27 protein-coding genes and 1 tRNA gene are annotated in these 26,134 nt (G+C 51.0%); 15 read left to right on the top strand and 13 right to left on the bottom strand.

What is annotated here, in order from left to right; genetic code table 11:
• Positions 1-248: 248 nt before the first annotated feature.
• The 4 genes from ACFSUS_RS16550 to ACFSUS_RS16535 form a co-directional block, all read right to left on the bottom strand.
• Positions 249-539 carry a transposase gene (locus tag ACFSUS_RS16550; RefSeq protein WP_381524447.1) on the bottom strand — a complete coding sequence of 97 codons (291 nt, stop codon included), beginning with the start codon at positions 537-539 and terminating at the stop codon, positions 249-251.
• 3 nt (positions 540-542) lie between these two features.
• A complete protein-coding gene (locus ACFSUS_RS16545) occupies positions 543-1,550 on the bottom strand; it encodes an IS110 family RNA-guided transposase (RefSeq protein ID WP_381524445.1) in 1,008 nt (335 codons plus the stop codon).
• A 71-nt stretch (positions 1,551-1,621) separates the two neighbouring features.
• Positions 1,622-2,125, bottom strand: coding sequence for a transposase (locus tag ACFSUS_RS16540; protein WP_381524443.1), 504 nt, complete (start codon positions 2,123-2,125; stop codon positions 1,622-1,624).
• Positions 2,067-2,534: a helix-turn-helix domain-containing protein gene (locus tag ACFSUS_RS16535; RefSeq protein WP_381524441.1), complete on the bottom strand. Its 468-nt coding sequence runs from the start codon at positions 2,532-2,534 to the stop codon at positions 2,067-2,069. The genes ACFSUS_RS16540 and ACFSUS_RS16535 overlap by 59 nt, the downstream gene beginning before the upstream one ends.
• A 339-nt stretch (positions 2,535-2,873) precedes the next feature.
• Here ACFSUS_RS16535 and ACFSUS_RS16530 point away from each other — a divergent pair, with 339 nt between their 5' ends.
• Both ACFSUS_RS16530 and ACFSUS_RS16525 read left to right on the top strand, forming a co-directional pair.
• Entirely contained in the window at positions 2,874-3,959 is a 1,086-nt protein-coding gene (locus ACFSUS_RS16530) for a hypothetical protein (RefSeq protein ID WP_381524439.1), read from the top strand.
• A gap of 18 nt (positions 3,960-3,977) precedes the next feature.
• Entirely contained in the window at positions 3,978-4,544 is a 567-nt protein-coding gene (locus ACFSUS_RS16525) for a DUF3828 domain-containing protein (RefSeq protein ID WP_381524437.1), read from the top strand.
• Between the two features lie 23 nt (positions 4,545-4,567).
• On the opposite strand, the gene ACFSUS_RS16520 is transcribed toward ACFSUS_RS16525, so the two are convergent.
• The 4 genes from ACFSUS_RS16520 to ACFSUS_RS16505 all read right to left on the bottom strand — a co-directional run bounded on the left by ACFSUS_RS16520 (position 4,568) and on the right by ACFSUS_RS16505 (position 6,066).
• Entirely contained in the window at positions 4,568-4,690 is a 123-nt protein-coding gene (locus ACFSUS_RS16520) for a hypothetical protein (RefSeq protein WP_381524436.1), read from the bottom strand.
• 93 nt (positions 4,691-4,783) lie between these two features.
• Positions 4,784-5,158, bottom strand: a complete 375-nt coding sequence (locus tag ACFSUS_RS16515) for a hypothetical protein (protein WP_381524434.1) — start codon at positions 5,156-5,158, stop codon at positions 4,784-4,786.
• A gap of 56 nt (positions 5,159-5,214) precedes the next feature.
• The gene (locus ACFSUS_RS16510; RefSeq protein WP_381524433.1) at positions 5,215-5,736 is read right to left on the bottom strand and encodes a DUF3592 domain-containing protein; all 522 of its coding nucleotides are present in this window, start codon (positions 5,734-5,736) and stop codon (positions 5,215-5,217) included.
• Positions 5,737-5,757: 21 nt separating this feature from the next.
• The gene (locus ACFSUS_RS16505; protein WP_381524431.1) at positions 5,758-6,066 is read right to left on the bottom strand and encodes a hypothetical protein; all 309 of its coding nucleotides are present in this window, start codon (positions 6,064-6,066) and stop codon (positions 5,758-5,760) included.
• A gap of 448 nt (positions 6,067-6,514) precedes the next feature.
• Here ACFSUS_RS16505 and ACFSUS_RS16500 point away from each other — a divergent pair, with 448 nt between their 5' ends.
• From ACFSUS_RS16500 to ACFSUS_RS16485, 4 genes are all read left to right on the top strand, one after another.
• Positions 6,515-6,706 carry a hypothetical protein gene (locus ACFSUS_RS16500; RefSeq protein WP_381524429.1) on the top strand — a complete coding sequence of 64 codons (192 nt, stop codon included), beginning with the start codon at positions 6,515-6,517 and terminating at the stop codon, positions 6,704-6,706.
• Between the two features lie 391 nt (positions 6,707-7,097).
• A complete protein-coding gene (locus ACFSUS_RS16495; protein ID WP_381524428.1) occupies positions 7,098-7,703 on the top strand; it encodes a hypothetical protein in 606 nt (201 codons plus the stop codon).
• Between the two features lie 20 nt (positions 7,704-7,723).
• Positions 7,724-8,500, top strand: a complete 777-nt coding sequence (locus tag ACFSUS_RS16490) for a hypothetical protein (protein WP_381524426.1) — start codon at positions 7,724-7,726, stop codon at positions 8,498-8,500.
• A 220-nt stretch (positions 8,501-8,720) separates the two neighbouring features.
• Positions 8,721-12,452, top strand: a complete 3,732-nt coding sequence (locus tag ACFSUS_RS16485) for a putative Ig domain-containing protein (protein WP_381524424.1) — start codon at positions 8,721-8,723, stop codon at positions 12,450-12,452.
• Positions 12,453-12,553: 101 nt separating this feature from the next.
• Here ACFSUS_RS16485 and ACFSUS_RS16480 read toward each other — a convergent pair.
• The 3 genes from ACFSUS_RS16480 to ACFSUS_RS16470 form a co-directional block, all read right to left on the bottom strand.
• Positions 12,554-12,628, bottom strand: a tRNA-Val gene (locus ACFSUS_RS16480).
• Positions 12,629-12,660: 32 nt separating this feature from the next.
• Positions 12,661-13,971: an MFS transporter gene (locus ACFSUS_RS16475; protein WP_381524422.1), complete on the bottom strand. Its 1,311-nt coding sequence runs from the start codon at positions 13,969-13,971 to the stop codon at positions 12,661-12,663.
• Between the two features lie 35 nt (positions 13,972-14,006).
• A complete protein-coding gene (locus tag ACFSUS_RS16470) occupies positions 14,007-14,465 on the bottom strand; it encodes a hypothetical protein (protein ID WP_381524420.1) in 459 nt (152 codons plus the stop codon).
• 143 nt (positions 14,466-14,608) lie between these two features.
• On the opposite strand from ACFSUS_RS16470, the gene ACFSUS_RS16465 reads away from it, so the two are divergent.
• Positions 14,609-16,243, top strand: a complete 1,635-nt coding sequence (locus ACFSUS_RS16465; protein WP_381524418.1) for a T9SS type A sorting domain-containing protein — start codon at positions 14,609-14,611, stop codon at positions 16,241-16,243.
• A gap of 26 nt (positions 16,244-16,269) precedes the next feature.
• On the top strand, positions 16,270-18,363 hold the full coding sequence (locus tag ACFSUS_RS16460) for a thioredoxin domain-containing protein (RefSeq protein WP_381524416.1): 2,094 nt from the start codon (positions 16,270-16,272) through the stop codon (positions 18,361-18,363).
• Between the two features lie 9 nt (positions 18,364-18,372).
• On the opposite strand, the gene ACFSUS_RS16455 is transcribed toward ACFSUS_RS16460, so the two are convergent.
• The gene (locus tag ACFSUS_RS16455) at positions 18,373-18,795 is read right to left on the bottom strand and encodes a secondary thiamine-phosphate synthase enzyme YjbQ (RefSeq protein WP_381524415.1); all 423 of its coding nucleotides are present in this window, start codon (positions 18,793-18,795) and stop codon (positions 18,373-18,375) included.
• 284 nt (positions 18,796-19,079) lie between these two features.
• Between ACFSUS_RS16455 and ACFSUS_RS16450 the strand changes: the two genes are divergently transcribed.
• Positions 19,080-19,673, top strand: coding sequence for a hypothetical protein (locus tag ACFSUS_RS16450; RefSeq protein ID WP_381524414.1), 594 nt, complete (start codon positions 19,080-19,082; stop codon positions 19,671-19,673).
• A 340-nt stretch (positions 19,674-20,013) separates the two neighbouring features.
• Positions 20,014-20,730 carry a hypothetical protein gene (locus ACFSUS_RS16445; RefSeq protein WP_381524413.1) on the top strand — a complete coding sequence of 239 codons (717 nt, stop codon included), beginning with the start codon at positions 20,014-20,016 and terminating at the stop codon, positions 20,728-20,730.
• A gap of 92 nt (positions 20,731-20,822) precedes the next feature.
• On the opposite strand, the gene ruvC is transcribed toward ACFSUS_RS16445, so the two are convergent.
• A complete protein-coding gene (ruvC, locus tag ACFSUS_RS16440; RefSeq protein ID WP_381524411.1) occupies positions 20,823-21,425 on the bottom strand; it encodes a crossover junction endodeoxyribonuclease RuvC in 603 nt (200 codons plus the stop codon).
• Between the two features lie 46 nt (positions 21,426-21,471).
• Here ruvC and ACFSUS_RS16435 point away from each other — a divergent pair, with 46 nt between their 5' ends.
• Genes ACFSUS_RS16435 through ACFSUS_RS16415 form a run of 5 tightly spaced genes read left to right on the top strand, consistent with a single transcriptional unit; the run spans position 21,472 to position 26,125 of the window.
• The gene (locus tag ACFSUS_RS16435) at positions 21,472-22,437 is read left to right on the top strand and encodes a lysylphosphatidylglycerol synthase domain-containing protein (protein WP_408020212.1); all 966 of its coding nucleotides are present in this window, start codon (positions 21,472-21,474) and stop codon (positions 22,435-22,437) included.
• Entirely contained in the window at positions 22,434-23,555 is a 1,122-nt protein-coding gene (locus ACFSUS_RS16430) for a glycosyltransferase (protein ID WP_381524408.1), read from the top strand. Before ACFSUS_RS16435 ends, ACFSUS_RS16430 begins: the two co-directional genes overlap by 4 nt.
• 35 nt (positions 23,556-23,590) lie before the next feature.
• Positions 23,591-24,277: a polysaccharide deacetylase family protein gene (locus ACFSUS_RS16425; RefSeq protein ID WP_381524406.1), complete on the top strand. Its 687-nt coding sequence runs from the start codon at positions 23,591-23,593 to the stop codon at positions 24,275-24,277.
• Positions 24,264-25,298 carry a glycosyltransferase gene (locus ACFSUS_RS16420; RefSeq protein WP_381524404.1) on the top strand — a complete coding sequence of 345 codons (1,035 nt, stop codon included), beginning with the start codon at positions 24,264-24,266 and terminating at the stop codon, positions 25,296-25,298. Before ACFSUS_RS16425 ends, ACFSUS_RS16420 begins: the two co-directional genes overlap by 14 nt.
• A gap of 23 nt (positions 25,299-25,321) precedes the next feature.
• On the top strand, positions 25,322-26,125 hold the full coding sequence (locus ACFSUS_RS16415) for a TatD family hydrolase (protein WP_381524402.1): 804 nt from the start codon (positions 25,322-25,324) through the stop codon (positions 26,123-26,125).
• Positions 26,126-26,134 lie beyond the last annotated feature (9 nt).

Below are 26,134 nucleotides of genomic sequence, written 5' to 3'. Positions count from 1 at the left end.
TTGGTTAAGGAGTTGAAAAAACGTAGTAGTTTTAAGCGGGCAAGCGGTAGTAGTCATGGTTTTGTAGTGTTGCAACCACAAAAGTAGAGCTAACTGCTACTTGCCCGTTTTTATAAGAAAGCCCTGTTGCTTGTATTCACTTCAAATATGGTTCAATAAGCAGAATTGGGGGGTAGCCAACGTATGTACGAAATGTTCCATATACAAGCGGTAATGAACTTATTACAATGCAGTTATTGACCTGTGAATTAGTCTGTAATAAAGGCTATTTCCTTTTTATTGAAGAACGCCCTGATTAATGTAGGGTTTGCCTCTAACTGTTTAACTTGCTTGAGAATGGCTTCGGTCAACTCGTCTAAATTGGTAAATACTTGATTTTTCAGGCTGCCTTTAAGTTGGCTCCAGACCAACTCGACGGGATTCAATTCAGGACTATAAGCCGGTAAGCGTTCTAAGTGAATACGCCCGGGCCATTCACCCAGCAACGCCTTAACAGCTTCGCTTCGATGAATGGTGGCTCCATCCGCACAGATTTCCATGGTTTATACAAGTGCTGGCGTATAGTTTTTGTCATATTTTTGTTGACGGTGCACTACCGAGCAGACTCGATGAATCAGTTTGTTGCGAACTGCATTCAGCACTAACATCTTGTTCTTACCTTCTGCCACCTTGCGCTGATAATAGTCCTGGAGTTCTCCTTTGACTCGGATCGCCGACATTGCTGCTAAATGAAACAAGGATTTCAATCGTTTTCTAGCGTGCTGACTTACACTGGTTCTACCTCGTACACTTGTCCCTGAACGGTATTCAAATGGAGCAACCCCTGCATGACAAGCGAGTTTTTTAGGCTCATTGATGGCGTTAAATTCATCGGTTGCTACCAACAACTCCGTTGCAGTGGCACTACCCAAACCCGGTATGGAGGTGATCCAATCAAACAATTCTTTCAACCGCTCATCTTGCTCAATCAATGTCTGAATTTGCATTTCCACTGACGCTAGATCAGCTCGAATCGCCGTTAATGCAGCTTGACAAGTTTTACTTAATTGTTTGTGCAGGGACGTCGCCCAAAAAGTTTGTTGTTCGGCTAAGGGTTGCTCGAGTTGTCGACGCACCCCAATAAGTCGTTGCCGAAGCGCGCTGAGAGCGGCTAACTTTTGTAGAACGGGCCGTGGTGGTTGCCATAAGCGCATTTTGTCTCGAAAGCGAAACGCATATTCAGCAATGCGAACAGCATCAATAGCATCCGTTTTACCGCGTTGCAAACCACCGGCCTTCTTGATCTGTAGGCTGTTTTCCAACCATAGAGGGAAGGCTAATTTATGAAGGTGGTTCAGTATATGAGCGTTATAAATACCCGTATGCTCCATGCAACAAATGGAATGTGCGATGGTAAAGCCAGGTAGGGCTTTTATGAGTTTAAGCATGGCCTTAATGCCCGCTTCTGAGTTATCAGATTGAGCTTGTAAAGCGATGGTTTTACCATCAAATACAGCCCAGTCGAGCGTAGCTTTAGAAATGTCAATGCCAATGTAAAAGCGAATGTCCATAAGTAGTAGCGGTCATACTGAGCTAAAATTTGGAATGGGAACAGTAACTCACCTTATTTCTCAAACCCTTACTAATGGGCCTTGATGCCCGAATTTCCATTTGAGACGGAGGTAAGAAAGACAGAAAGGGGCCTGAATCTGAGCATAGAGCGAAACCTCTGCGGCCCTGTAGGGAAACCCTCTCTGTTACCTTTGGGTAAACTGCCAAATCTTGAAATCCTACTACACCACAAACCTAAAGGGCGGCCCTGCCAGATAACTAACAAATCCCGCTTTCGATAGCGGCTACAGAGTTTACTTAGAAACCAAACAATGTCCTCACCGCTAAAAGGCTGATCCTGCCCCGCTACATAAATCCGACCGTTGGGCGCAATAGCCGCAATTAGACTTAAGTGCGCTCGTCCAGCCTGCTCAATAATTACAGGCGTTTGGCCCTTTGGCGCCCAACTATGCGCTAGTAAGGGCAACAGATAACAGGCACATTCATCAACATAAACAATGACACGACCTTCGTCTTTAGCTTTTTTTAAGCTCGGGTAAGCGTTCTTCTCGCCATTGAGCAACGGCTTGTCCATCTTGCTGTCTGGCTTTGGGTTGCGGTTTTTGTCGACTCCAGCCTACTTTCTTCAAAATACGGCCCACTTGAGAAGGATCATAGCTTACCCCGAACAGCTTCTTAATAACTTCATTAATACGAGGTCGCGTCCAGATGGCACCCTCAAAGCCATGCGATTCAGCCCCTTTGCTGAGTTCAGTTACTAATTGGCCCAGTTGGTCAGCCGATAAACGAGTTGGTGCTCCTGTTCGTTTGCCCTCCAGCAGGGCCTGCTTGCCTTGCAGCCGATATTTCTTCAGAGTTCGACTCACCCAGGGTTGAGTCAACCCAAACGCCTGAGCAATCGCCGATTGCTGCCAACCCTGTTGGCTGAGTTCGACACAGCGCCGTCTTAGAGCTTCATAGTCTGATTGTTTATAGATTGCCATTGATACTAAAGCATCTCACATAACAGACTTACTCACGCGTCAATAACACTTTAACAACCTTTATAGATGTACTTCCATTTGGGTGGCACTGCTTTAAACATAATGTATTGACTAGTCAGATAGACAGTGAAATTTGCAAACTTTTCAATTAGTAATAGTGCAATCTGCTTATTGTCATGCAATTACATTATTTTGGCGGTACAAAACGTACGAATGTTGGCCACCCCCCATTGGTAATCCGCTACGGTTGATAAGCTTTTCTGCGTCAGCAGTCCTGATATTTTTGTTGTACTGTTACGGGTACCTCACCTTTGGCCTGTATAAATAAATCATACAGCCATGCTTGGGTATATCTTCTTTGCAATCACCGTTTTATTCTACGTGGGTCTGGCGTTGTTTACGGCGTCTAAACCGTCGTTAGTGGGCGAAAACGCCATGGGGTACGGCCTGGGGCTGGCTTTTTTCGGCCTGGGCTTTGCCGTCAGCAGTTTAGTGCTGACCATTACCCTGATCACGACCGGCAAAGTCAGTTGGGTGGCCAACGAGGCTGAGTGGCGTACCACTATTGTACTCGTAGCCTGGTTATTCGTTGTGCTGACCACTTTTTTCTGCGCTATTTTCAAATGGGAGTGGCACAGTGATGCCGACAATACGTACCCTCAGTTTCTGCACGGGTTAGCCGTGGGGCACGGTCTGGTTTGGATTCCGTTGCTGTGGTTAGTCGCCTGTTTTCTGTCGCTCAATACCAGTTGGCAAGCGAACCTGTCGCTTATTGTGTTAAAAAGCTCTTTTTTTGCAGCATTAGCCATTAGTGGGTTATACAGCGGAGGACTGTTGCTAGGGTACGTCCGAGATTCGGCCAGGCAATCAGAAGCCGAAATGGCCCGCCGAAAGGAGCAGGAAAACCAATGGCACCAGCAGACGTTAGACTTTATTGCGTCGCAGAAACCCGAAGATTCAATTCTTGGTCTGCTGGTACACACCAATCAGTTTCGCGAGAATGACATCCGTCAGGCAGCCCTTGCCAAGATCAAAGCTCATCCTGACTGGGAGGCCGACATCTTAGCTTTGCTGAAGAACGAACACTGGTATCGGGAGGTGTATACCTTCCTGGACGGTAACCGGGTGACCCGGTCCAGAGAATTTGCCGAGGCCCTGAACCAGAGTGTCGCACGGCTGGCGGGCGACGTAGTCGATAACATTCAAAACAGCAATAACCTGCAACCCTGGAGTTTCGACTCGTATGGGATTTCTGAACTGCTCCGGGCCATCGACGAGCAGTTTGGAGAGCAGGGTGTTGACTTTCGCCCGAACGTTCGCAAGCTCCAGCAGGCCCTGAAGACCACGCCCCCCGAACGCTTCCGGGACGTAACCTTCAATGCGACGCATGAAGTTGATGCGTGGCTGGCGAAACAGAACCGATAATATCGCTCAAACACCACCATGAAAACGTCTCTACTTGCCTTTCTCGCCCTTGTGGCGCTGCTGGCCTGCCACTCAGAGCCCCAGACTAACCACGAAGCTACCACTCCGGGAAGCAGTACCCCCGACTCAGCAGCCGTTGCCGACGCCGTGCATGGCTTTTACCAATGGTACGTAACCTTCCTACAGGACCCCACCAAACAAATCGATTTCACCGACGATAGCGGTGAGCACCTGCAATTAATCCGGCCTAAGCTCGAACGCTACCTGGCACACGTTAAAGCCAGCGGGTTTGTCAGTGATGCGTTCATTGCTGGTGAGGCAGCGTTCTATCAGCAGTGCAGCCAGGTCTGGCAGAACGAACCCATCGACGAGGTGCCTTCCTGTCTGGATGGCGACAGATACTTCTGCGCACAGGATTGGGACGCTACCTTCTGGACCCGGTCGCCCGTGCGGATCAAAACCATCGGCCCGAATAAAATTCGGGCTACGCTGTACGGCAGCTACTACAACAATGTAATGGAGCGGAGTATTGAGCTGGTCCGGGAAAATGGCAAATGGCTCATCAGCCATATCGACTGTGATTAAGGAGCAAAGAATAGAAAGAAGCATTACAGCAAAAACGTCAGTTGATCAGGTAGTTCTGTGAGAGTGATCTTGAAGTACAGGCAAACGCCGGTCATTCCGGCAATAGCCCTCTTCCTGATGAGTGGATCGATAGCTTTATGGTTCATAAGAAGGTAATGCAGAAGCCGCCCGGTCAGACACCTGTTCGTGTCGTGACGAAAGCGGCAAATAGTTTATCCATTGCTTAAAACAACGTCAGATCATTTCGAGCCAAGTCGCGCGGTCAGTTCTTTTTGCAAGGCGGTCAGGTAGGGTTGGCGTTCGGTGGGGCTTCCATTAGTAAGATCGATTGCTTCATTGAGCGTCTGTAATACGTCGGTCCGACCGAGTAGTTGTAGAAGCGCTTCGGCACAGTTGCAGCGAATCAGGTAGCTAACATCATTGCGAAGCAGCACCCTGAAGAGTACCCAGCCAGCCTGGTGTACGGTGGCGCGTTCGGCCAGCGCATACCAGATCATATTGTATGCGCCATATTGTCCCTGACCAACCTGAGCAAGCAGGTTTTCAACAGATACCGTCTCGTAAGTATTGCTCTCGTTTCGAGCCGCGTTTTCGTAGTGTTCCTGCCAGGACATGGTACAAAGAGGGATGAGTGATCGGGCTGCTTTGCGTACGTAAAAAGCAAAGCAGCTCAGGGTTGAAAGTGGCCGAAGGTTAACGCCAGCGAAGCGATGCTGAAGGGAATGCCGATGAACGTCAGCACTAACGTGACGAGCCAAATGCTCATGAACTCGTCTACTTCGGCACTCTCCGGATTCGCCGGTACGTAACGGACACCGACTGGCTCACCAACGGCATGACTGGGGGTGGATGATCCCACCGATGAGGTGAATGAAACGAGCTGCCCCGTTTGCGTCTGATAACGAACCACCGGGTAGTAGACGATGTCATACCGTTTGTTATCGCGGTCGAAGCTATCGACTGACTCTTTGCCCACATGATCGATGACCTCGCCCGAGGTGCGAACCGTATTGGCTAACCACGTGCGGGTTTTGTTGTAGCTAAAGAAACCACCCAGCAGCATGTTTAAGCCGATGAATCCAAATACGGCCGCCAGAATGGCCGGGGTTGTTGCCGGAATCCGACCGCTCAGAAAACCGTAAAGCCCAAGCAGCAGGGCAACGGTGTCGATTAAAAAACAAAAACGAATCATAGTTATAAAGGCGTGTTTACGTTAGTTCCACCGAAATTTTTCGCCGGAGATAAGACCAGGGAGCATTACGACTGCCATGAGCAGAAAGAACAAGCCCATCATAACGGAAAACCCAGCGGGAATTGCTGCCAGCACGCTGGCCAGTGTTGATTGGCCATTCTGGTAAAGCCAGTAACTAACCGGCAGACCCAGCGCCAACCCGCCGAGAACGACGGCCCAGGCATTGAAGTAGTCGCTGTTGGTGGCGTTACGGAGTCCGTCCAGAAAGAAGAAAATCGCAAGAAGTAGTGTGAAACCATTGATGGTCCAGCATATACGGATCAGCGTCATGAGTACACGAGTTAAAAAGTTAGAAAAGAGGGCAATTCCAGCGGCTTATTGGCATAATGAACAGGAAAGCCGACCGGGTTACAATAGATAGCATAGCACCAGGAGTGCGTGTTGTTTACGTGCTTATGGCCCAAAACTAGGGCTGGCAGCCCGGCCCAGTCAAAGAAGATTCGCTGAGGGGTGATTTATGGGTAACAGACGACGCAGAAAGCCCTATGAATTGCGAATTAATGCCTGCTCAATCTTTCTCTATTCTTCCGTTAAGTCCCTGCTGAATGCGCGGACGCCATCTTTGCTTGATTAGGCGGTTCGTTGACTCGGGTTTGGGGTTGGCCATTAAATTCTTGAACGCAAGCCAATAGGCGGCTCAACTTTGTTCGGTCAATCAGCCTACTGTGGGCCTGACGTTGATCTCATCATTCACTTTTTTTCAATACAACCAACACACATGAAACACGCAATGGTGCTACTGGCCCTGGCCGTATCAGTAGGCCTGTCGTCCTGTGACCAGGATGCTTTCAATGACCCGGCTGAAGAGCAGTCGGCCCCTGACGCTCAGACTCAGATAACGTCGGTCAACGCAAACGACCGTGTACCGCTGATCCCCAAACTCGTTAAGTACGGCAATGGTGATGCTTAGGCCGACGAGAATATACTGATCTACAACAGCAATGATCGATTGGTGATGTTAGCCTGTTGAATTACTACTTTTTTCGCTGTCTGCCCATTTGCGGTAAGTCGAACAACGTTCGTTCGACGCGCGAAAACTACCAAAGCACTAACGGGCGAAACGACGTCCGACTTCAGACTCGACTACACCCTCGACGCGGATGAGTAGGTAAGCCGGAACTAACTAAACGGTTGGTAATCAAAAAGACGGTGGTTCAAGGCCCGCCTTGCGTCACTCGCTGTCAAACTTTTGGTGCCTGGCAGGCCACCGAGCCACCTTTGACCCAGGCAACCGCTCCTGAACCACGTCCGGTGTTACTGGGGTGGGCCGAAACTGTAAACAAGCTAATGAACCTTTGATAATGACAACCCATCGATTCTTCTCCGTGTTTCTATCAACCCTTTTTATCGCAAGTGAAGCGTTAGGGCAATCGAACAAACCACCCAAAGATTACCTGGCGGTTGCGGGACCGATCCGCTTTGCCAATACCGCTTACCACTTAGCCTGGACGGCCCATCTTTCCGCTACGTTCTACAAGCAGGAATACGTAGCGGCCGGCGATAAGCCCGAGCGTTTTAAAACTATGCTTCTATTGGATGTTGTCACGAGCCCACTCAAACTCAGCGATGTGGTCCGGGCGAAGGTTGACGAGCTGCAACGGCTTAAACAGCAGAATCTGGTGGTCAGCTATGAGGTGTTTGAAAAAGATGGCGAGTACCTGCTTGATTTTCTGCTGAGTCAGAACACCCCCGACGGTAAACAGATCAGTATTGTGGAGCGGAACGTGTACCGTTACAAAACAGTCGTGACCAGGTCAGGCCAGCCCGCGGTGCTTTTGTTTGGCGTAAGCACCCGAGCGTACGATGCTGAGGTTACGCCGTTTTTAACTAAGCTGAAGGCAGACCGGTCAACCCTGCTGCGTCAGGTTAGCCAGGTCAGCATGCCCCAAATAGCAATCGCTAAGTAACGAAAGGCTAACGTATCGCTATGAAACTCTTTCCTTATCTGTTGTTTTTGCTGGTTGCGCTGTCCTGCTCGAAGGAGAGCAGGCGACGTACCGACGGCTCTGCTGGGCCTTTGCCGAAAAAAGACACCGCTACCTTTACCTGGGCGACCGAATTATGCGACTGCCAGAGTACGTATAGCCCTGACCGGTACACGAAAGCGCAGCTCCGGGCTACCCACGCCCTGTGGCTGGACAACTGGTATCTGGAAGCACCAGCGGTAGCCGCCACTCCCGACGAACTGCCTAACCTGCGTACTGATAAACTCCGCCAGGATTATGAGCAAATGCGAACTCACCTCCAAAACCTGACGCCCGTTGATGTCTCCTTTTGGCAGCAGCTGAAGCAGCGGAGATTACAGGCTATGGAAGCCGAGTACGCGCTCAAGCGGCTGGCTATCAGGGCGCACGCACATCCGGAGTTACTGCGCCAAAGCCGGTATGATTCGGTGGGGGCTGTTTACGTGGATGCCCTAATCTCCGGCGATACCACCGCTTTACTGACGGCCTGGCAACGGCTCCATGAAGAACAGAAGAAAAACAGCGGCCTTCCCAAGCAACTTGACGAAGAATTTACCAGGAAATTCAATGCTGCCAACCGGTTGCAGTTGGCCCGGGTGGAGCTGATGGCCTACGGCTGGTGGTACCACACCAAACCTGCGGTGCCGTACGTGGAAGGTGACGAACGGATGGAGGCCGCATTTAAAGCCCTGTTCACCGCCCATAAAACCACCCGTAGCGAACCTAACCCATCAAGATAACCTGTTTATTAAGAACACGTGGGTGGGTGTACGAGCTGGTGAATCTGGATATAAAGCAGTAAACAGCGTCGGCGCAATCGGATGTTTTGACCACCTGAATCAACAGGCCGATCCTCAAACGGGGGTCGGCCTGTTTGCTTAATGGCTTGACACCCATGAGGCAACTAAGACTGCGTATGACAAGGCGGCAGTACTGTGAGAAAACGGCCCGACGACCGAAATGAAGAATCAAACGATTCGTTGCCTGGCCTGCGTCATTAGAGCTGAAATTTTTGCGGATGGGGGAGTGGAAGGGGCAACTTTGGCTAAAACAGATGCTATTGAACAACCTTTCAACAAGTACACTATGCAATCTCAACCAGTACGTCTCCTCCCACTTTTTACGCGGCTTGTAGCCGTTATTCTTGCGTTACTTGCGCTATTGCCCTCGCTCTCAAAGGCGGAGAAATTACCAGCAGAGTCAGCTAATTGCTCAATTAATAAACCTACTGTTACCGATGGGCCAGTCTGCGTGGGCGGAAAATTTACCGTAACGTTCGATTGGAGTTGCCAGTTCGCTGCCGGAACAACTTTCCAGATCGTGTTGTCGGATAATAACGGGGCGTTTAGCTTTTTAGATACACCCATTCAGGAGGTTACATTGCCAGCCGGCGCTACGTCGATCACTCAGTCAGTGACGTTGCCGGGTTACAAAACGGCGGGTACTTTTTACAAGATTCGTGTTGTAGCGAAAGCAGACGGGGCTACCCTGGCTACTAGTCCGGATAGCCAGCCGTTCGTCGTAAATCCTCGGGGGTTTACGAGTGCACCCGTCGTAACAGGTACGCCGGTTTGTGCAGGCGGCAAAATCAACGTGTCCTTTGCCTGGACTTGTCCATTTCCATCGTTTCCGTTCAGCACCAAGTTTAACATCATCTTATCAAACCCTAGTGGGCAGTTCAATCAGTTTACCGTGCTGAAAAGTTTTTCGGCCCCGGAAAACGTGTTTACTGCCAATCAGTTGGTGGATATACCCGCAAACATCCCCACCAGTGGTCAATACAGAATACGTGTTTCAGCTACCACTACTATAGGCGATTTTCTCGCTGCAAGCCCAGATAGTGACCCATTTGCGATCAATGCCGTCAAGTTTAACGGAGCGCCTACCGTAATCGGTGCCCCGGCTTGCGCTGGTGGTAAAGTCAACGTAAAGTTCGACTGGAACTGTCCGTTCCCTAGTGGGACAAGTTTCCTGATGATGTTATCAGATAAGAATGGGCAGTTTGGGATTTGGGACATCCCTGCTAAAGAAATACCGATGCCTGGTGGCAATCAAACAACGGTTGATCACGTAATAGATATTCCGGCTAATAAAGCCACAGGTAGCCAATACAAATTTCAGATTGTTGCTAAGTTGGGAGGACAGACGTTGGCTACCAGCCCCATCGGTTTAGCCTTTACCATAAATGCGCCGACGTATGTCGGAGCGCCTACTGTGACGGGCGCTCCAGTATGTGCGGGAGGAACCTACAATGTGAAGGGACAATGGACCTGTGCCTTCCCGCAGGGTACTCAATTACACATCTACTTATCCGATGACTTTGGCTTCTTTTATGAGCAGACTCCAGCTGCCAAAGTCGTTTCCTTGTCGGATGGAGCTTTGTCTATCGATGAAACTGTGAACGCTCCCAATTTTGTTTTTCCTGGTAGCCAGTACAAGGTTAAGTTGGTGGCGAAAACGATGAGTGGAGATGTCCTCCTTGCCAGTGATCCAAGCGCAGTTTTTACGATTCAGATGGGTAACTGTAGCAATAAACTAACAGTCAGCCCTTCGGCGTTAAGCGGTTTTTCTACCACTCAGGCTCAACCGTCGGCCATACAATCCTTGCTGATTACCAAGATTTCGGCTCAGGATGCCTTTGAGGTCGGCTATACCCTGCCTGCCGGTTATGAAGCCAGTTTTAGCGCAAATGGCCCATTCTTGTCCGACGATGATGCACCCTTTACGCTTTGGTCGGCCAATGAACCTGTCACCAAAACGCTGTACGTTCGCTTGAAAGCAGGGATTAGTCCCGCAACCTACATTGGTAATGCGCTCATAGCGACTAAGGTTAACGGAACCACGAAATTTGTATCCGTTCCCTTAAATGGTCAGGTGACTGCGGCTCCGGTTATTAACCAGCCGCCCGTGTACAACGACGCGTTTCTCAACCGGACACTCACGCAAGGGCCTATTGATCTCATTATGCCGGGCAACTCTTTCACCGACCCGGAAGGTCAGACGCTTACCTGGTCGGCCAGTGGTTTGCCCAACGGCTCGTCGCTTATGGATTACAACATCACGGGTCACAAGATCACGGGCACAGCATCGGTACCAGGCACCTACAACGTCACCATCACCGCTACCGACCCGGGCGGGCTGTCGGCCAGTGGCACCTTTACGCTGACCATCAAACCCGTGATACCCGGTCCGTATGTTGCCGTTAATCCCAACTCGTTAAGTGGTTTTGAAACCACCCCGGTAGCGCCATCAGCCCTCCAATCGCTGGTCATTACTAAACTTATTCCCGATGATGTGTCCATATTAAGTCTTTACTTTCCGTCTGGCTACGAAGCCAGTTACGACCCCAATGGTCCGTTCAAGGACTCCGACAATTTGTCCTCAAGCGAATGGAAGGCCAACGTGTCTGCTACCAAAACAATCTACATTCGGTTAAAAGCAGGCTTAGTGCCGGGCACTTACTCTAATGAACTGGGCGTTATGGCGAGCGTTAATGGCACCCTGAAAACAGTGAAAGTGCCGCTAAGTGGCGTAGTTAAGGCCAGTCCAGGCAATCTGGGCGGGGAAAACCTGCAACTGCTGGCCCCGGACTACAACTGCCAGACGGGGGCCTTCACCTTCAAAACTTCGGGGGGCGACGGTTCGTCTATTGAGTACTATGCCGTACCGGGCATCACCGGCTGGACCACCAACCCCAACCAGTTTGTGGATGCTGAGATGCGCACAGCCGCCGATGCACCCGTCATTACGCTTCGTGCGCGTCAGGGTGGTAAAGAAGTGACGATGTCCTGGAATATTCGGGTGCTCTGCCCCGTAGAGGAATCTGGGCCGGTTAACAACCCTAGTCCTGGTATCGAAAGCGATTTACAACTGCTGGCCCCAGCTTACAGCTGCGAAACCGGTGCCTTTACCTTCAAGACGAGTGGCGGCAATGGTAGTCCCGTTGAGTTCAAAGCTATCGGCATCACCGACTGGACCACTAATCCTAACCAGTTCGTGGACGCTGAGCTGCGGATGGCTCCGGATGCTCCCAGTATTACGTTACAGGCCCGGCAAGGTGGCAAAGAGGTAAGCTTGGTCTGGAACATACGAGCCGTGTGCCCTCTGGATGGACCTAAGCCAGTAGATAACCCTAACCCAAGCGGTGGAAGTTTGCAACTGCTGACTCCGGACTACAACTGCCAAACGGGTGCTTTTACTTTCAAGACCACAGGGGGCGACGGTTCGTCTATTATTGAGTACAGGGCCATCGGCATCACCGACTGGACGACTAACCCTAACCAGTTGGTGGATGCTGAGTTGCGCACGGCGGCTGATGCTCAGCCCATCACCTTGCGGGCTCGTCAGGGCAATCAGGAGGTGACGCTGGTCTGGGACATCCGCTCGCAGTGCCCCGTGGGGGCCGCCCGCAAAGCAGCTGTAGCGAAAGGCGAAGCCGGGTTTCAGCTGAATGTAGTGGCTTACCCAAACCCAGTGGTCGATCAAGTAACCGTTGAGGTAAGTGGAGCTGCGGGATTGCCAACGACCTGCCGGTTACTAAGTATTAACAACGAAGTCATTGGCGAGCAGCGATCAATGGATGGAACGGGTCGGCGCTTCAGCTTTGACCTGCAGGGTAAGGTAGGAGGGATGTATCTAGTGCAGGTGAGCGTACCGGGTCAGCAGCAAGTAATCCGGCTGATTAAGCAGTAAGTGAGATACATAACCTTACTGTTAGCGGTAGTTACTTGAATGGATTTGCACCAAACGAAAAAGAGGTCCTGATTTTTCAGGACCTCTTTTTCGTTTGGTAGTAGGAAGTAGCGGGCTCGAACCGCTGACCTCTGCTCTGTCAAAGCAGCGCTCTGAACCAACTGAGCTAACCTCCTATGTCGCCGAACGCGTCGGACGGTCTGCAAACTTACAAAACTTCTGCTTTCGCCAAACGAGTGCTGTAGATTTTTTGCGACGGAATGCGCCACAACAGCACAAAGCCAATCACGAAAAACACCAGCAACGCCAATACGCTGTTGCGCATGCTACCCGTTAATTGTTCGATCAGGCCGTACGCCAGCGTACCAATAACAATGGATGTCTTTTCGGTGACATCGTAGAAACTGAAGTAGGAGGCCGTGTCGGTGGTGGCCGGGATGAGCTTGGAGTAGGTCGACCGTGACAGCGACTGAATGCCGCCCATTACTAAACCCACTACGGCGGCTAAGCCGAAAAACTGAGATTCTGTCTGCACGAAATAGGCCGCTGCACAGATACCGATCCAAATCACCACGGCCACCATCAGCGCATACGTATTGCCGATACGCTCTGAGAGCCTGGAGAAGCCGTAGGCACCCGGAATAGCCACCAGTTGAAGCAGAAGGATAAGGATGATCAGGCTTTGCCCTTCCATCTTTAGCTCGTCGCTCCCGAAGATCGTAGCCACGTACATGACCGTTTGTACGCCCATGTTATAGACAAAGAAGGATACCAGAAAGCGCTTGATTAAAGGTCGTTCCTGTAATTCCGTCCAGACGATACGCAGTTCTTTAAAACCGTTGAGCAGATAATTGCCCTCCTTGGGCGCTTTTTTTGTGCCGTCGGGCAGGCGGCTAAACGGAATCTGCGCAAAGCCAATCCACCAGAGACCAACCGTCAAAAATGCCAGTCGGGACGCCATGCCTTCGGATATATTGCCGAACCAATCGCGTTTCAGAATCACCAGCAGGTTCAGAATCATCAGCAGGACACTGCCAATGTAACCCATGGAAAATCCCCGGGCACTCACCCGGTCGAAGCGGTCTTCGGTGGCGATGTCGGGCAGGTAGGAATTATAAAACACGATACTACCACTCCACCCAATCAGGCTCAGCCAGAAGCAAATCACGGCGAAGGTGGTGGTTTCCTTTGTGAAAAAATACAGCAGGCTACAGCTGACGGCTCCCGTATAGCAGAAGGCTTTCATGAACGCCTTTTTCCGGCCGCTATAATCGGCAATGGCGGTGCAGAAGGGGGACAGCAGGGCCGTAAACAGAAAAGCCGCCGAAACCGTGTAGGAAAACAGAACCGAGTTTTTGATCGAGACACCCAGAAAGTCAATCATGGGACCACCTGCTTCATTCAGGGCGGTGGCTGAGAAGTACACTGGAAAGATGCTGGACACAATTACCAGTGAATGCACGGAGTTGGCCCAGTCGTAAAAGGTCCAGGCAGTCAGAGTACGGGGGTCATTTTTCATGTAACTGGTGTAGTAGACTTAGGTGTAGTGTAGCATTACAAGGCTGGCACAAACACCAGGTTTATCTCGGCATTTTTGCCATCTACAGGAGCAGTCTGGCGCAGAATGAGATTGGAACGGTCCAGCCGCACGATCGGGAAATTACCTTTGAAGCCCGTTACGTCGACATCAATTGATTTGTTGTCAGCTGCCAGTGCCCAGGAACCACCGTTTACAACTTTATTCGATTGTTTAAAATCGAGCGCCCGAACGGAGCCATCCTGACGAAACTGCATGTTAAGACCAAACAAATATTGTGTGACCAGGTTTAATCGACCTTCGTTAATCTCCTGTCCATCTGGGGTTGTTACCTGCTTGGTTTGCCAGTTGTTGGCAACCAACAGTTCGGTTTGTGAAGCCTGGGTTGGCTCCGGGGTTTCGCCACCACTACCTTTACAACCAATAATGAGCGTAACTAACACGAAAGCAACAACGAGCGGACGAACGATATTCATAAGCATTGGCATGATTATTCGATAATTAATACGTTAAGAACGTGCTGATCACATACAGCGTATGTGAGCATGACCTCGACAGAGACTAACGTCTTCTGCACAGTCAAGACCAAAATTCTGTAGTTTTGGCGAAATTCCAAGGTATGCAGGTCCGATTTGATACTTTCTTCATCTGGGTAATTAGTTTGTGGTTAGGCGCAAGCTTGGTGGGAACGGCCCAGCAGCAGTGCGCTGATCCGCTCGCATTCACGCCCGTTAGCCAGCCTAATCAGATTGAGTGGAACAAATTCCCGGAGTTCAGCTTGCCATTCACGATTATTTACGGTGGGCCACGTTTCAACGACAATCAGGCAAGCCCACTCCGGCACGGATTTAGCCACCTCATTAACCTCAACAACGAATTCATCCGGCCGGAGCAGCGCGCCGTTATCTATTATGGGTTCGCTACCGGCATCAATCAACCCTGGGAAACGCTCGACAGCCCCTGGGCAAACGACCTAACGGCCTACCGCGCCAAGTGGGAGCAGTACCTGGCCGAACTATCGGGCGGGCAGAAAAACTCCGCTGGTCTTTACATCCTTCCAACGAATCGGTTTGCTTTAGACGTTGAACGCATCCGTGAGTCGAATGCGCAGATTCTTCGGTTGAAGCAGGAGGCCAGTGTCCCCCAGATTTATCGCAACCTGCCCGATGCCGAGTTTGTCAGTGCCTATAAAAAAGCCATTCGAAACCTCTACGCAGAAGGGATGCGCTACGTCCGCCAACGTACTGATCTGACGAACGTGTCGGTTAGCAGCTATGCCGATACCCCCATCCTGAACACGTACCTTAATGTACCAACGTATTCCTGGACGGATTGGACCACCAACCTAAACCAGGTTAATTACTTAGTCAAAGATTCTACGGAACAACGGGTGGGCGGACCATATTATGACCAGCTTGACGCTCTGTCGCCCTCGGCTTACTATTATTATGATTACCCGACGGCGTTGGCAAAGGACTATCTTTCTTATCTGCTGTTTCAGGTGGAGGTGAACCGGGCGTGGAGCAACAAACCGGTGTTACCCTGGGTGTGGCTGCGTTACCACAACAGCTTCAGTAGCTATCCGAACTTCATCCAGCCGTTCATGGCCGAGGCAACGGCGATCTTTCCCTTCTTTTCGGGGGCTGCTGGTTTATGGTTGTGGGATGAACCCGGTATCGAAACCCGACGTAACGATACGTATGCGGCATACGAGCATTTCACCCACGGACTGTACCGGCTTTCCCGCTTTGCCGACATGTTCCAGGGCCAGTATGAACTCGTGATTGAAACGCCCGCCCGCGATTTAATGGAAAAACAGCTGCCCGTTTGGCGGGGCGTTGTCAAGAACACTAACATTCTGATTGCCGCCCAGAACCCGTATGCTAACGATGCCCAGAAAACAAGCCTCACGGTTCGGTACAAAAACTGGCAGCGGCAAATTGAGCTAACCGGCCGGGAGGTGTATTTGTGTCGGTTCGATATGAGCGCCGTTACAGCGACTGAGCCCGTTTTAGGGGACGTCAGCGTATCACCCAACCCGGCCAGCACGTCACTTACGGTATCGTTTTCACGTGTACCAGCTCCTCAAACCGAACTTCGGCTGCTGAACATACATGGTCAAATTCTGTTGAAAAGGCAGGTTAACAGTGTTAAAGAAGTGATCGACAGTGCTCATTTACCAACCGGCACGTATTTCCTGCGGGTCAGCAACGACACCGCCAGCCAGACCAAGAAAGTCATTATCACGCGGTAAGTTCGTTCCGCTAGTTACTCAACGCTATGCCTAATCAGCTCATTTACGAAACCAGCCCTTACTTACTCCAACATGCCGAAAACCCCGTCGACTGGTACCCCTGGGGAGAGGAGGCATTAAATAAAGCCACCAACGAAGACAAACCGATCATTGTCAGCATCGGTTACTCGGCCTGCCACTGGTGTCACGTAATGGAGCGGGAATCGTTCGAGAAGGAGAACGTAGCCAGGGTGATGAACGAGTATTTCGTTTGCATCAAAGTAGACCGCGAAGAGCGCCCGGATGTTGATGCTATTTACATGGAAGCGGTGCAGGCGATGGGCGTGCAGGGGGGGTGGCCGCTGAACGTGTTTCTGATGCCCGACGCCAAGCCCTTTTACGGAGTTACGTATTTGCCTACCCAGAATTGGGTGCAGCTGCTGGCCAGCGTTCGGGCCGCTTTCGACGAGCACCGCGATGACCTCGCGCAATCGGCCGAAGGGTTTGCCACTGAGCTAAACCTCTCGAATGCCGAACGCTACGGCCTGACCCAAAACGACCCGCTATTTGCACCCGAAACCCTCGATGTGCTGTACCGGAAAGTAGCCGTAAAAGCTGATGACGAGAAAGGGGGCATGCGTCGGGCACCTAAGTTCCCAATGCCGAGTATCTGGCGGTTTCTGCTTCGTTATTACGATAGCACCGTGTCCACGTCGGCCGGCAACGATGCAGCCCTGCATCAGGTTACCTTAACCCTCGACCGGATGGCGCTGGGGGGCATTTACGACCAGCTCGGCGGTGGTTTTGCGCGGTATTCAACGGATGCGGATTGGTTTGCGCCCCATTTCGAAAAAATGCTGTACGACAACGGTCAGCTGCTAACGCTCTACGCCGAAGCCTACAGCCTGACCAAAAGTCCGCTCTACAAGCACGTTGTATACCAGACTATTGCCTTTGCGCAACGTGAGCTACTGAGTCCCGAAGGTGGTTTTTATTCAGCGCTCGACGCCGATAGCGAGGGCGTGGAAGGCAAGTTCTACACGTTCACAACTCCGGAACTTCGGGAAATTGTGGGCGAGGACTACGACTGGTTTGCGGACTTATACAACCTGGCCAAGAACGGCAACTGGGAACACCGCAACATTCTCCACCGAACGGAAAGCGATGAGTCGTTTGCTGAGCGGATGGGTTGGTCGCTGGCCGATTTGAACGTCCGTTTGGATGCTACTCATACCCGGCTTTTGCGCGTCCGGAATGAGCGAATTCGGCCGGGCCTGGACGATAAAATCCTGTGCTCCTGGAACGGGCTGATGCTGAAAGGCCTGGCTACGGCGTATCGCATTTTTGGCGAACCGGAGTTTCTGACGCTGGCGTTGCGTAATGCGTTTTTCCTGCTCAAAAAAATGCGCGACGCCCGCAACGGTCGACTTTGGCACACCTACAAAAGCCGCGAGGGCGGACAAGGTAGGGCCACTCAGCCTGGTTTCCTGGATGATTATGCCGCCGTAATCGATGGCCTGTTGTCGCTGTATCAGGCAACATTTACGGAAAGCTGGCTCATCGAGGCCGATCAACTGATGCAGTACGTATTGACCAACTTCGCCGATACCACGGAGTCGGAGGGTGGCCCTGATCCGATGTTTTTTTTCACTGATAAAAACGGTGAAGAACTCATTGCCCGGCGCAAAGAGCTGTTCGACAATGTAGTGCCGTCGTCTAACTCCATGATGGCCGAAAATTTGTATACCCTAAGCTTGTTGCTGGAGCGCCGTGGCGACGGACCGTCCGACTATGCCGAACGCGCCGACCGGATGCTGGGTCGCGTGCAGCCGCTGGTGCAGCAAAACGCCGATTACCTGACTAACTGGGCGGCTCTGTTCGCGATGCGCGTTCGCCCGACGGCCGAAATCGCCATTGTTGGCCCTGAAGCCGAATCGTTCCGAGCGCAGCTAGACGCCGAATTTTACCCCAATAAAGTGCTGTGTGGCACTTCTGAAACCAGTGAAGTCGGCAGAAACGCTTTGCCCTTGCTGCAGCAACGTAGCGCGGTAAACGGCCAGACAACCGTGTACGTCTGCTATAATCGAGCCTGTCAGTTGCCCGTTACCAGTGTCGCCGAGGTGTGGCGATTGCTACGATAGATTTCTTGCTTACTCCCCCCAGGCGGTCAATACCAGTGTTCGTAACCCGCCCTGGTTGCGGTGCTCACCCAAATAAATACCCTGCCAGGTGCCCAGGTTAAGCCGCCCGTTTGTGATGGGAATGCTGACCGAGTGGCCCAGCATGGCCGCTTTCAGGTGCGCGGGCATGTCGTCGGACCCTTCGTAGTTGTGTTGGTAATACGGGGCATTTTCCGGAACTGTCTTATTAAAGAACCGCTCAAAGTCACCCCGAACGGTCGGATCGGCGTTCTCGTTGATAGTGAGACTGGCCGACGTGTGTTGAATAAACACATGAAGTACGCCTATGTTAATCTGCTGTAGGTCTGTGAACTCTCGCTCGACAATACGGGTGATGAGGTGGAAACCACGTGAATAAGCAGGGAGCTGTATCGTTTTTTGAAAGAACGCCATGTTAGGTAGGTAGATTAGACCGTCTATCGAAGTTTGTTGAATCGCTTCAACACCGTTCAAGGGTATTTCGGTGTAAAAAAAGTGCTTTTAGAGGAAAGCTAACCTCCAGACTATACTCTCTGAACTATGAAATGGTGGATTACGGCTGTATGAGCATAAGACAAGGGTTCAAAACAATCCACTGCCTGTACGTAAAGTTTTACTTTAAGAAAGGAACCCAATTTTTCAGCCGCGTTACAACCATATCTTTATTGTGAGACTCTTACCGTTAAACGCTACGTATTATGAAAAACTACCTGTTTACCTTATTAATAACCAGCTTACTGTTCTATCAGTGCACCCAAAGTAAAGAAGTCGCTCCTAATGCTCCTAACATAGATTATGATCAGGAGAGTATAGAATTGATGAAAACTTTGGCTCCTCAAATCGTTGGACAGTGGAAGCTGCGCCAAGTAAAGATCAAATATCAAAATTATAATACCTCTCAAAAAGAGTTAAAAATAGCCAAGGACACTACGCTGCTTGACATAGCCACTCTTACAATTGTGCCCGCAGCAGTACCTCGTTCTTCGCCCAGAGATTTTCGCCGGGGCGAATATGACGGTACCATCAAGTATGGTAATAAAACCTATCCTGTTCAATTCGATATGCTAGCGAATGCTGACTGGATCATTAACAGAAAAGGCCCCCAGACTTTTTTCTTGTTTAGTTATAGATTTCCGAATGGGTCGCACTTGACTGAGCCCGAAGAAGCATTTTTACAGAAGATAGGGCTAGTGGGCGATAACTTCTCTTTAGAAACGACGAGTAAGCAATCAACTATGATCTGGCGCGGATTAAACAGAGGAATTGAGCAGATCGAACTTGTTAAGCAATGACATAAATGCTCGCTCGAGTTTAACAGCAGGATAAAGGGCTGGTCAGCCTATCAGCAAACTGAACTTGTCATACGTATTAGCATTAAGCCGAAAGACGCAGGATTCGTGAGTATGACAAGTTCAGTTTGCGATACACTATCCGTTTCAGGCTGTCGTCAGCGTAAAAATTGACAGTAGTTAAACCCCGTAAATGTTGCGCTGTTGTAATTTTAGCCGACGAGAAGTTGGTTGCTCAAAAACGCAATGGCCTTGTGACAGCCCTGTGTCAGTAGGCTATGAACAAAAACGTCAATGTCAATTACACGATGAAAGTCTCTTTTGAGGTACATAAATTTACAGCATGAACTTGATCGGAAAAGCCTTCTTCTGCTCTTTAATCGCGTCTCTACTTTCCCTCCAACTGGCTGCTCAGTCTTCTTTTCGAGAGGGAATCCTTATCTATAAGACGGATACAATAAAGCGGTTAGAAGCTTATCCGGCTGGCTACATTCCGTCTAAAACAGTTGTCTACAAAAAAGGCGACCTATTTCGTCTTGAAATTTGGCGAACGAATCCGTTCACTCCTGGCGATATCCAGAAAGATATTTATATCAGAAATGAGAAGGGTACCTATCTGTTTGGAGAGTCGTCCAGTACCATTAAGGATACAACAGATAACATGGCTATTTTTATGACGTACGAGGATGAGAAACTATTCAAATCTGAACAGGCCCTCCTTGGCGTTGACACCTATACCGTTGAAAAAGTAATTCAGAAAGTAAAGTGGCTCAATCTACCCGCCAAAAGAGTGTCTCTCAAGGGAGGTGAACCAGGTGAACTGCTTGACGCTATTGTCACAGATGCCATTTACGTCCCAATTGGCACCTTGTTTGACCCCATACGCAAACTACCGGGTACTGCCTTACAGTTTACGATTAATGAGCGAGGGTGGAGCACACGTTACACCGCAATAAGTTTAAAGTCTGAACCGGTAAAGGATTCCCTTTTTCAAATCAACTCCAGCTATAAGCTAATGAATCTTAGCGAAATGAGTAGGCAGATAGAATCAACGAAATGATCCGTTTCTCAACGCTGAAATAACGTGGTGAAAGCTCCATGTAAGTAATTTACAAATAGTGCGTCCGCTTATCTCAGCCAACATTGTTCGCGCTACGCAATCCGGTTGGAGTTTTCGCTGACAAAAGCCCCCCAGGCTCCTTTTTTTGTTTTCTTATTCGACACGGTCGGCAGCGCGTTTTCGTGGAAGTGGTGGCAAACAGCAATGGCAAGCGCGTCGGTGGCGTCGAAAAACTGCGGATTCAGATCTTCTTTCAGCAGATGGCCGACCATGTGCGATACCTGGTCTTTAGACGCGTTCCCGTTACCCGTAACGGATTGCTTTATACGTCGGGGCGCATACTCAACGATCGGAATATTGCGGGATAAAGCCGCGGCCATCACAACGCCCTGCGCCCGGCCCAGTTTGAGCATCGCCTGCACGTTTTTACCAAAAAACGGGTCTTCAATGGCCATCTCATCGGGCTTGTGCTCGTCGATAATGCGCAGGATGGTTTCGTGGAGTTTCTGAAGCTTCAGTTGGTACGTACTATATTTGCTCAACTGAATGACGCCGTACTGAATCATACTCATCACACCTCCCTTAATCATAATGACGCCGTAACCGGCCACCTGGGTGCCAGGGTCTACACCAAGAATGATTTTCTCGGTGGTCCGGCGATCCGGAACGACGACGGGTTGAGTGGGTATGATCATGTTAAATCGCTAAAGCTTTTTGCAAAGTAACGTTTTCTCATACGTTTTGTCGCTGAAACCCTCTAAAAAAATCGGCTTTTGGGTTAAAATAGCCGTTTTCGCCGGACTGTTAACCTATATTGGCCACGTTTTGCAACAGCAACGGTTTGACTGGAGCAGTGTGCAACGACAGCTCCAGGCCGTTCAATACCCCGAACGATGGGCAGCGGCACTCATAGTACTTACGCCGGTTAACTGGGGATTTGAGGCCGTAAAGTGGCAAATTCTGCTTCGGCGCGTTGAGTTGACCAACTTCTGGGACGCGTACCGGGGCGTACTGGCAGGGGTGTCGCTTGGCTTTGCCCTGCCCGCTCAACTGGGCGACACGTCGGGGCGGGTGTTGTCGTTACGCACGAATGAACGGGCAAGGGCCATCGGCGCTTCGTTGGTATCGGGCGGTATGCAGTTCTACGTCGCGCTTGTATTTGGTTCCCTGGCCTGGGCGCATCACCTGACAATCGTCTCCAGTCGCGCCAACACCGCCGGACGTTGGCTACTGGTGCTGCTGGTGGGCCTATCCGGATTAGGTGTTGTGTTTGGACTGACTCGTCGACCACTCTTACAATGGCTGGAAGGAAGGACGATCATGCGCCGGTTTGTGACCTATTGGAACGTAGCAAGCCAGTATAGCGACCGGGAAATTGTTTTAGCACTCGGGGCCGCCACGCTGCGCTATCTCGTTTTTTCAACCCAGTTTTACCTGGCCATACGTTTGCTGGGCATCGACCTACCTACGGCAGTGTCGGTCTCGGGGATTGGGCTGGTGTTTCTTGCTAAAACACTGACACCAGCGTTTAATCTGTTGAGCGACCTCGGTGTCCGCGAAGCTGCATCTTTGTGGGTATTCGCTCCTTTTGGGGTTCCGGCCCCGGTATTATTATCGGCCACACTGACCCTCTGGGTGGCTAACGTCCTGATGCCCATACTGGTTGGGCTAATCTGGGTGTGGAAACTTAAACTGACCGCCGAATGACAACCATCCTGGTGGTGATTAGCCTCCTCTACGCCCTGTTTACACTAACGCTTTGGATTACCTGGCTGCGAATACCACTGTTTCAGCCCGCGCACAATCCGGCAACCGGGCCTTTCATCACGGTCATAATTCCGGTGCGGAACGAGGCTGATAACATCGGCCGTTTGCTCGCAGACCTAAGTCGGCAGACGTATGTTCACTTCGAGGTAATCGTCGCCGACGATTCGTCTACAGACAATACGCTGGCGATTGTGCAGGCGTACAGCAAAACCGCGCCCTACGCCCTGCGCCCGTTGCCCCTAACCGACGAGCGGACGGCCTCACCTAAAAAACGGGCCATCAGCCAAAGTATCGCCCTCGCCAACGGTGAATTAATCATCACCACCGACGGCGATTGCCGGGTGGGGCCCGACTGGCTGCGTTCCTTTGCTCAGTTTTATGGACAAACAAACGCAAAAATGATCACAGGTCCGGTTACGTTTACAACCGAAGCGTCAGTTTTTGACTCCTTACAAACGGTAGAGTTTTCGAGTCTGATTGGGTCGGGGGCCTGCACCCTGGCATTGGGTCAGCCAACGATGTGCAACGGAGCCAACCTGTGCTACGTAAAGGAGGTGTTTTGGGAGGTAAATGGGTTTGCCGGGGTGGATCATCTGGCATCGGGCGACGATGAGTTTCTGATGCACAAGATCGCAGCCCGGTATCCTGATGGCGTTCGATTTCTGAAAAGTACGCAGGCTATTGTCACTACCCAGGCGCATCGGTCCTGGCGAGCATTCTACAACCAGCGCAAACGGTGGGCCAGCAAATGGCGCGCTTACGAGAGCTGGTTACCCTCGCTGCTGGCCGTGTTTGTGTTCTTGAGTAATGCCGCTCCGGTAGTGGCCGTACTGGGCTGGTTGATGGGAGTTATGCACGGAAATTCGGTTCTTTTCGTTGTTGGGCTGAAGGTTGTTCCGGAGTTTTTGTTTTTACGGCAAGTTCTTGTTTTTTTACAAAAAAAATCGTCGATAAACATTATCCCACTGACGCAGTTATTGTATCCGTTCTACGTCGTATTCTTCGGGTTAGCGGCTCAGGGAAAAGGCTACCAGTGGAAAGGACGTAATCTTAACTGACTTTCGATGTTACATGTACGACTGGTTACGTACCGATGAAATCGTACATCGTAGGTCATAAATCATATACTACTTTGTCCTTCTTCTTACATAAAGCCAACTTTTTGCTCCGAACGGTTTACCCAGAGTTCTGGTGGAAAATCGAAGACGACGCTGAGCCCACGATCTACCTGACGTTCGATGATGGGCCAATTCCTGAAGTGACGGAGTTTGTGCTGGAGCAACTCGACAAGCATGCGGCTCAGGCCACCTTTTTCTGCATCGGCGACAATGTGCGAAAGCATAGAGATGTGCTTTACAAGGTGTTAGAAGCTGGGCACAAAGTCGGTAATCATACCTTCAACCACCTCAACGGCTGGAAAACGGAGGATGAACTTTATCTGGAAAATATCCAAAAATGTCAGCAGCAGTTAGGCATCGAAACCAAGCTGTTTCGACCGCCCTACGGACGGATCAAGAAAACGCAGGTAGCCCAGGTCATGGAGAACTATTCCATTGTCATGTGGGACGTGCTAACCGGTGATTTCGACCGGAATCTGCCCGCTGATGTATGCCTGCGTAAGACGATTCAGTATACCGAGCCGGGTTCCATTGTTGTTTTTCATGATAGCCTGAAAGCCTGGCCCACGATGCGGTACGTGCTCCCCCGGATGCTGGCGCATTTTGCCGAGCGGGGCTATTCGTTCCGGGCCGTTCAGCAACCCGTTTATGCCGCTTACTGACGTTCTGCCCGGGAGCACGCTTAAGCCGACCCATCGGCCGGACGTTAGTATTCTGATTGCTGCCCGGAATGAAGAAGCTACCCTGCCGAACTGCTTACGGGCGATAAGTCAGCTCCAATATCCGCCCGGCACGGTAGAGGTGCTCATCGGTAACGACAGCTCTACCGATAACACCAGCGCCGTCGCGGCTACGTTTATCAACGATAATCCCGACTTTCACCTGATCGATGTTACCGAAAGCAGGACAGGGCTGGTGGGTAAAGCAAACGTGCTGGCTCAACTGGCCTGGCGGGCGCGGGGGCGTCTGTTCCTGTTTACGGACGCCGACACCCAGGTACCTGCCAGCTGGTCAGGCGAGATGAGTCAACAATTTGTCGGCAACGTCGGCATCGTTACGGGTATCACGCTGCCTCAGGGGCCAACCCTCTTTCACAAGCTTCAAACGATTGACTGGCTCTACAACCTGACCCTGGCGCATGTATTGAGCAGTTTAGGTATTCCGGTGACGGCGATGGGCAACAATATGGCCGTAAGCCGCGAAGCCTACGAACAAGTTGGCGGTTATGAACGACTACCGGTTTCGGTAGTCGAAGATTATGCCCTGTTTAAAGCCCTGGTTGGCGTTGGGTACGAATTTAAAAATCTGCTGTCAGAGTCCGTTCTAGCCATTACCAAACCTGTTGATACGCTGCGGGATTTTCTGCATCAACGTAAACGGTGGATGCAGGGGGCAACGGACCTGCCCGCCTGGATTGTCGCCGGGTTATATGGGCAGTACCTGGCGGGGCCATTGTTATTCGGACTTTTTTTGCTGGCCCCCGTTGCCGCTGTTGGGCTGTATGTGCTTAAGCTATTCTTACAAACGCTGGTTATTTCGTTTGGATTGAGCCGACTGCGGCAAACCAACTTATGGCCCTACGTGTTGCTGTTTGAAATATACCAGCTCATCATTGGTCCTGTGTCGGTCGTTTTCTACCTCTTGCCAACGCGAATCGAGTGGAAAGGAAGACACTACAGCTGACGTAGGGATAGCCATTAGTGTTTATGCAACTTATTGATACCCACGCCCATATTTACGACGAGCAGTTCGAGCAAGACCGCGATGCCATGCTCGATCGGGCCGAAGCCCAGCAGATTAGCCAGATCTGGATGCCGAACTGCGCCCGCGAAACAGTACCGGGCCTGATGGCCCTGGCCGAACAATATCCCGAACGCTGTTTACCCATGATGGGTCTGCACCCGGCTTACGTAAACGATACGTACGAAGACGAACTGGCGGCTGTTGAAGACCAGCTCAATCGGAACGCATTTATGGCAGTAGGGGAGATCGGGCTGGATTTTTATTGGGACATGACCTTTGTCGACCAGCAATTCAGGGCCTTTGAAACCCAGTTACGGTGGGCTTCCGAGCAAAAATTACCCGTGTCAATGCACACCCGCTCGGGGCACGACCGCAACGCCTTTGCCGAAGCCGCCGACCTGATCGAAAAGCTGGCCCTGCCTGACCTGACCGGCATTTTCCATTGCTTTGTTGGTACGCTTGATGAGGCCCGGCGAGCGATAGAGCTGGGTTTTAAGTTGGGCATTGGCGGGGTGAGTACGTTCAAAAACGGTGGATTAGACAAAGTCCTGCCGCACGTTGGTCTTGAACACCTCGTTTTGGAGACGGATGCACCGTATCTGGCTCCCGTGCCGCACCGGGGTAAACGTAACGAAGCGGCTTATATCCGACTCATTGCCCAGCGCGTTGCCGACCTGAAGCAAATCAGCATTGACGATGTAGCTCGTCATACCACGGCCAATGCCGTATCGCTGCTTCCGGCGTTGTATGCTAACTTGCTGCCCTAATCAGGTTGG

The organism is Spirosoma soli, assembly GCF_042684525.1.
Lineage (GTDB): Bacteria > Bacteroidota > Bacteroidia > Cytophagales > Spirosomataceae > Spirosoma > Spirosoma soli.
The sequence above is the reverse complement of the archived record's forward strand: the minus strand, read 5'-3'. Positions and strand labels throughout refer to the sequence as shown.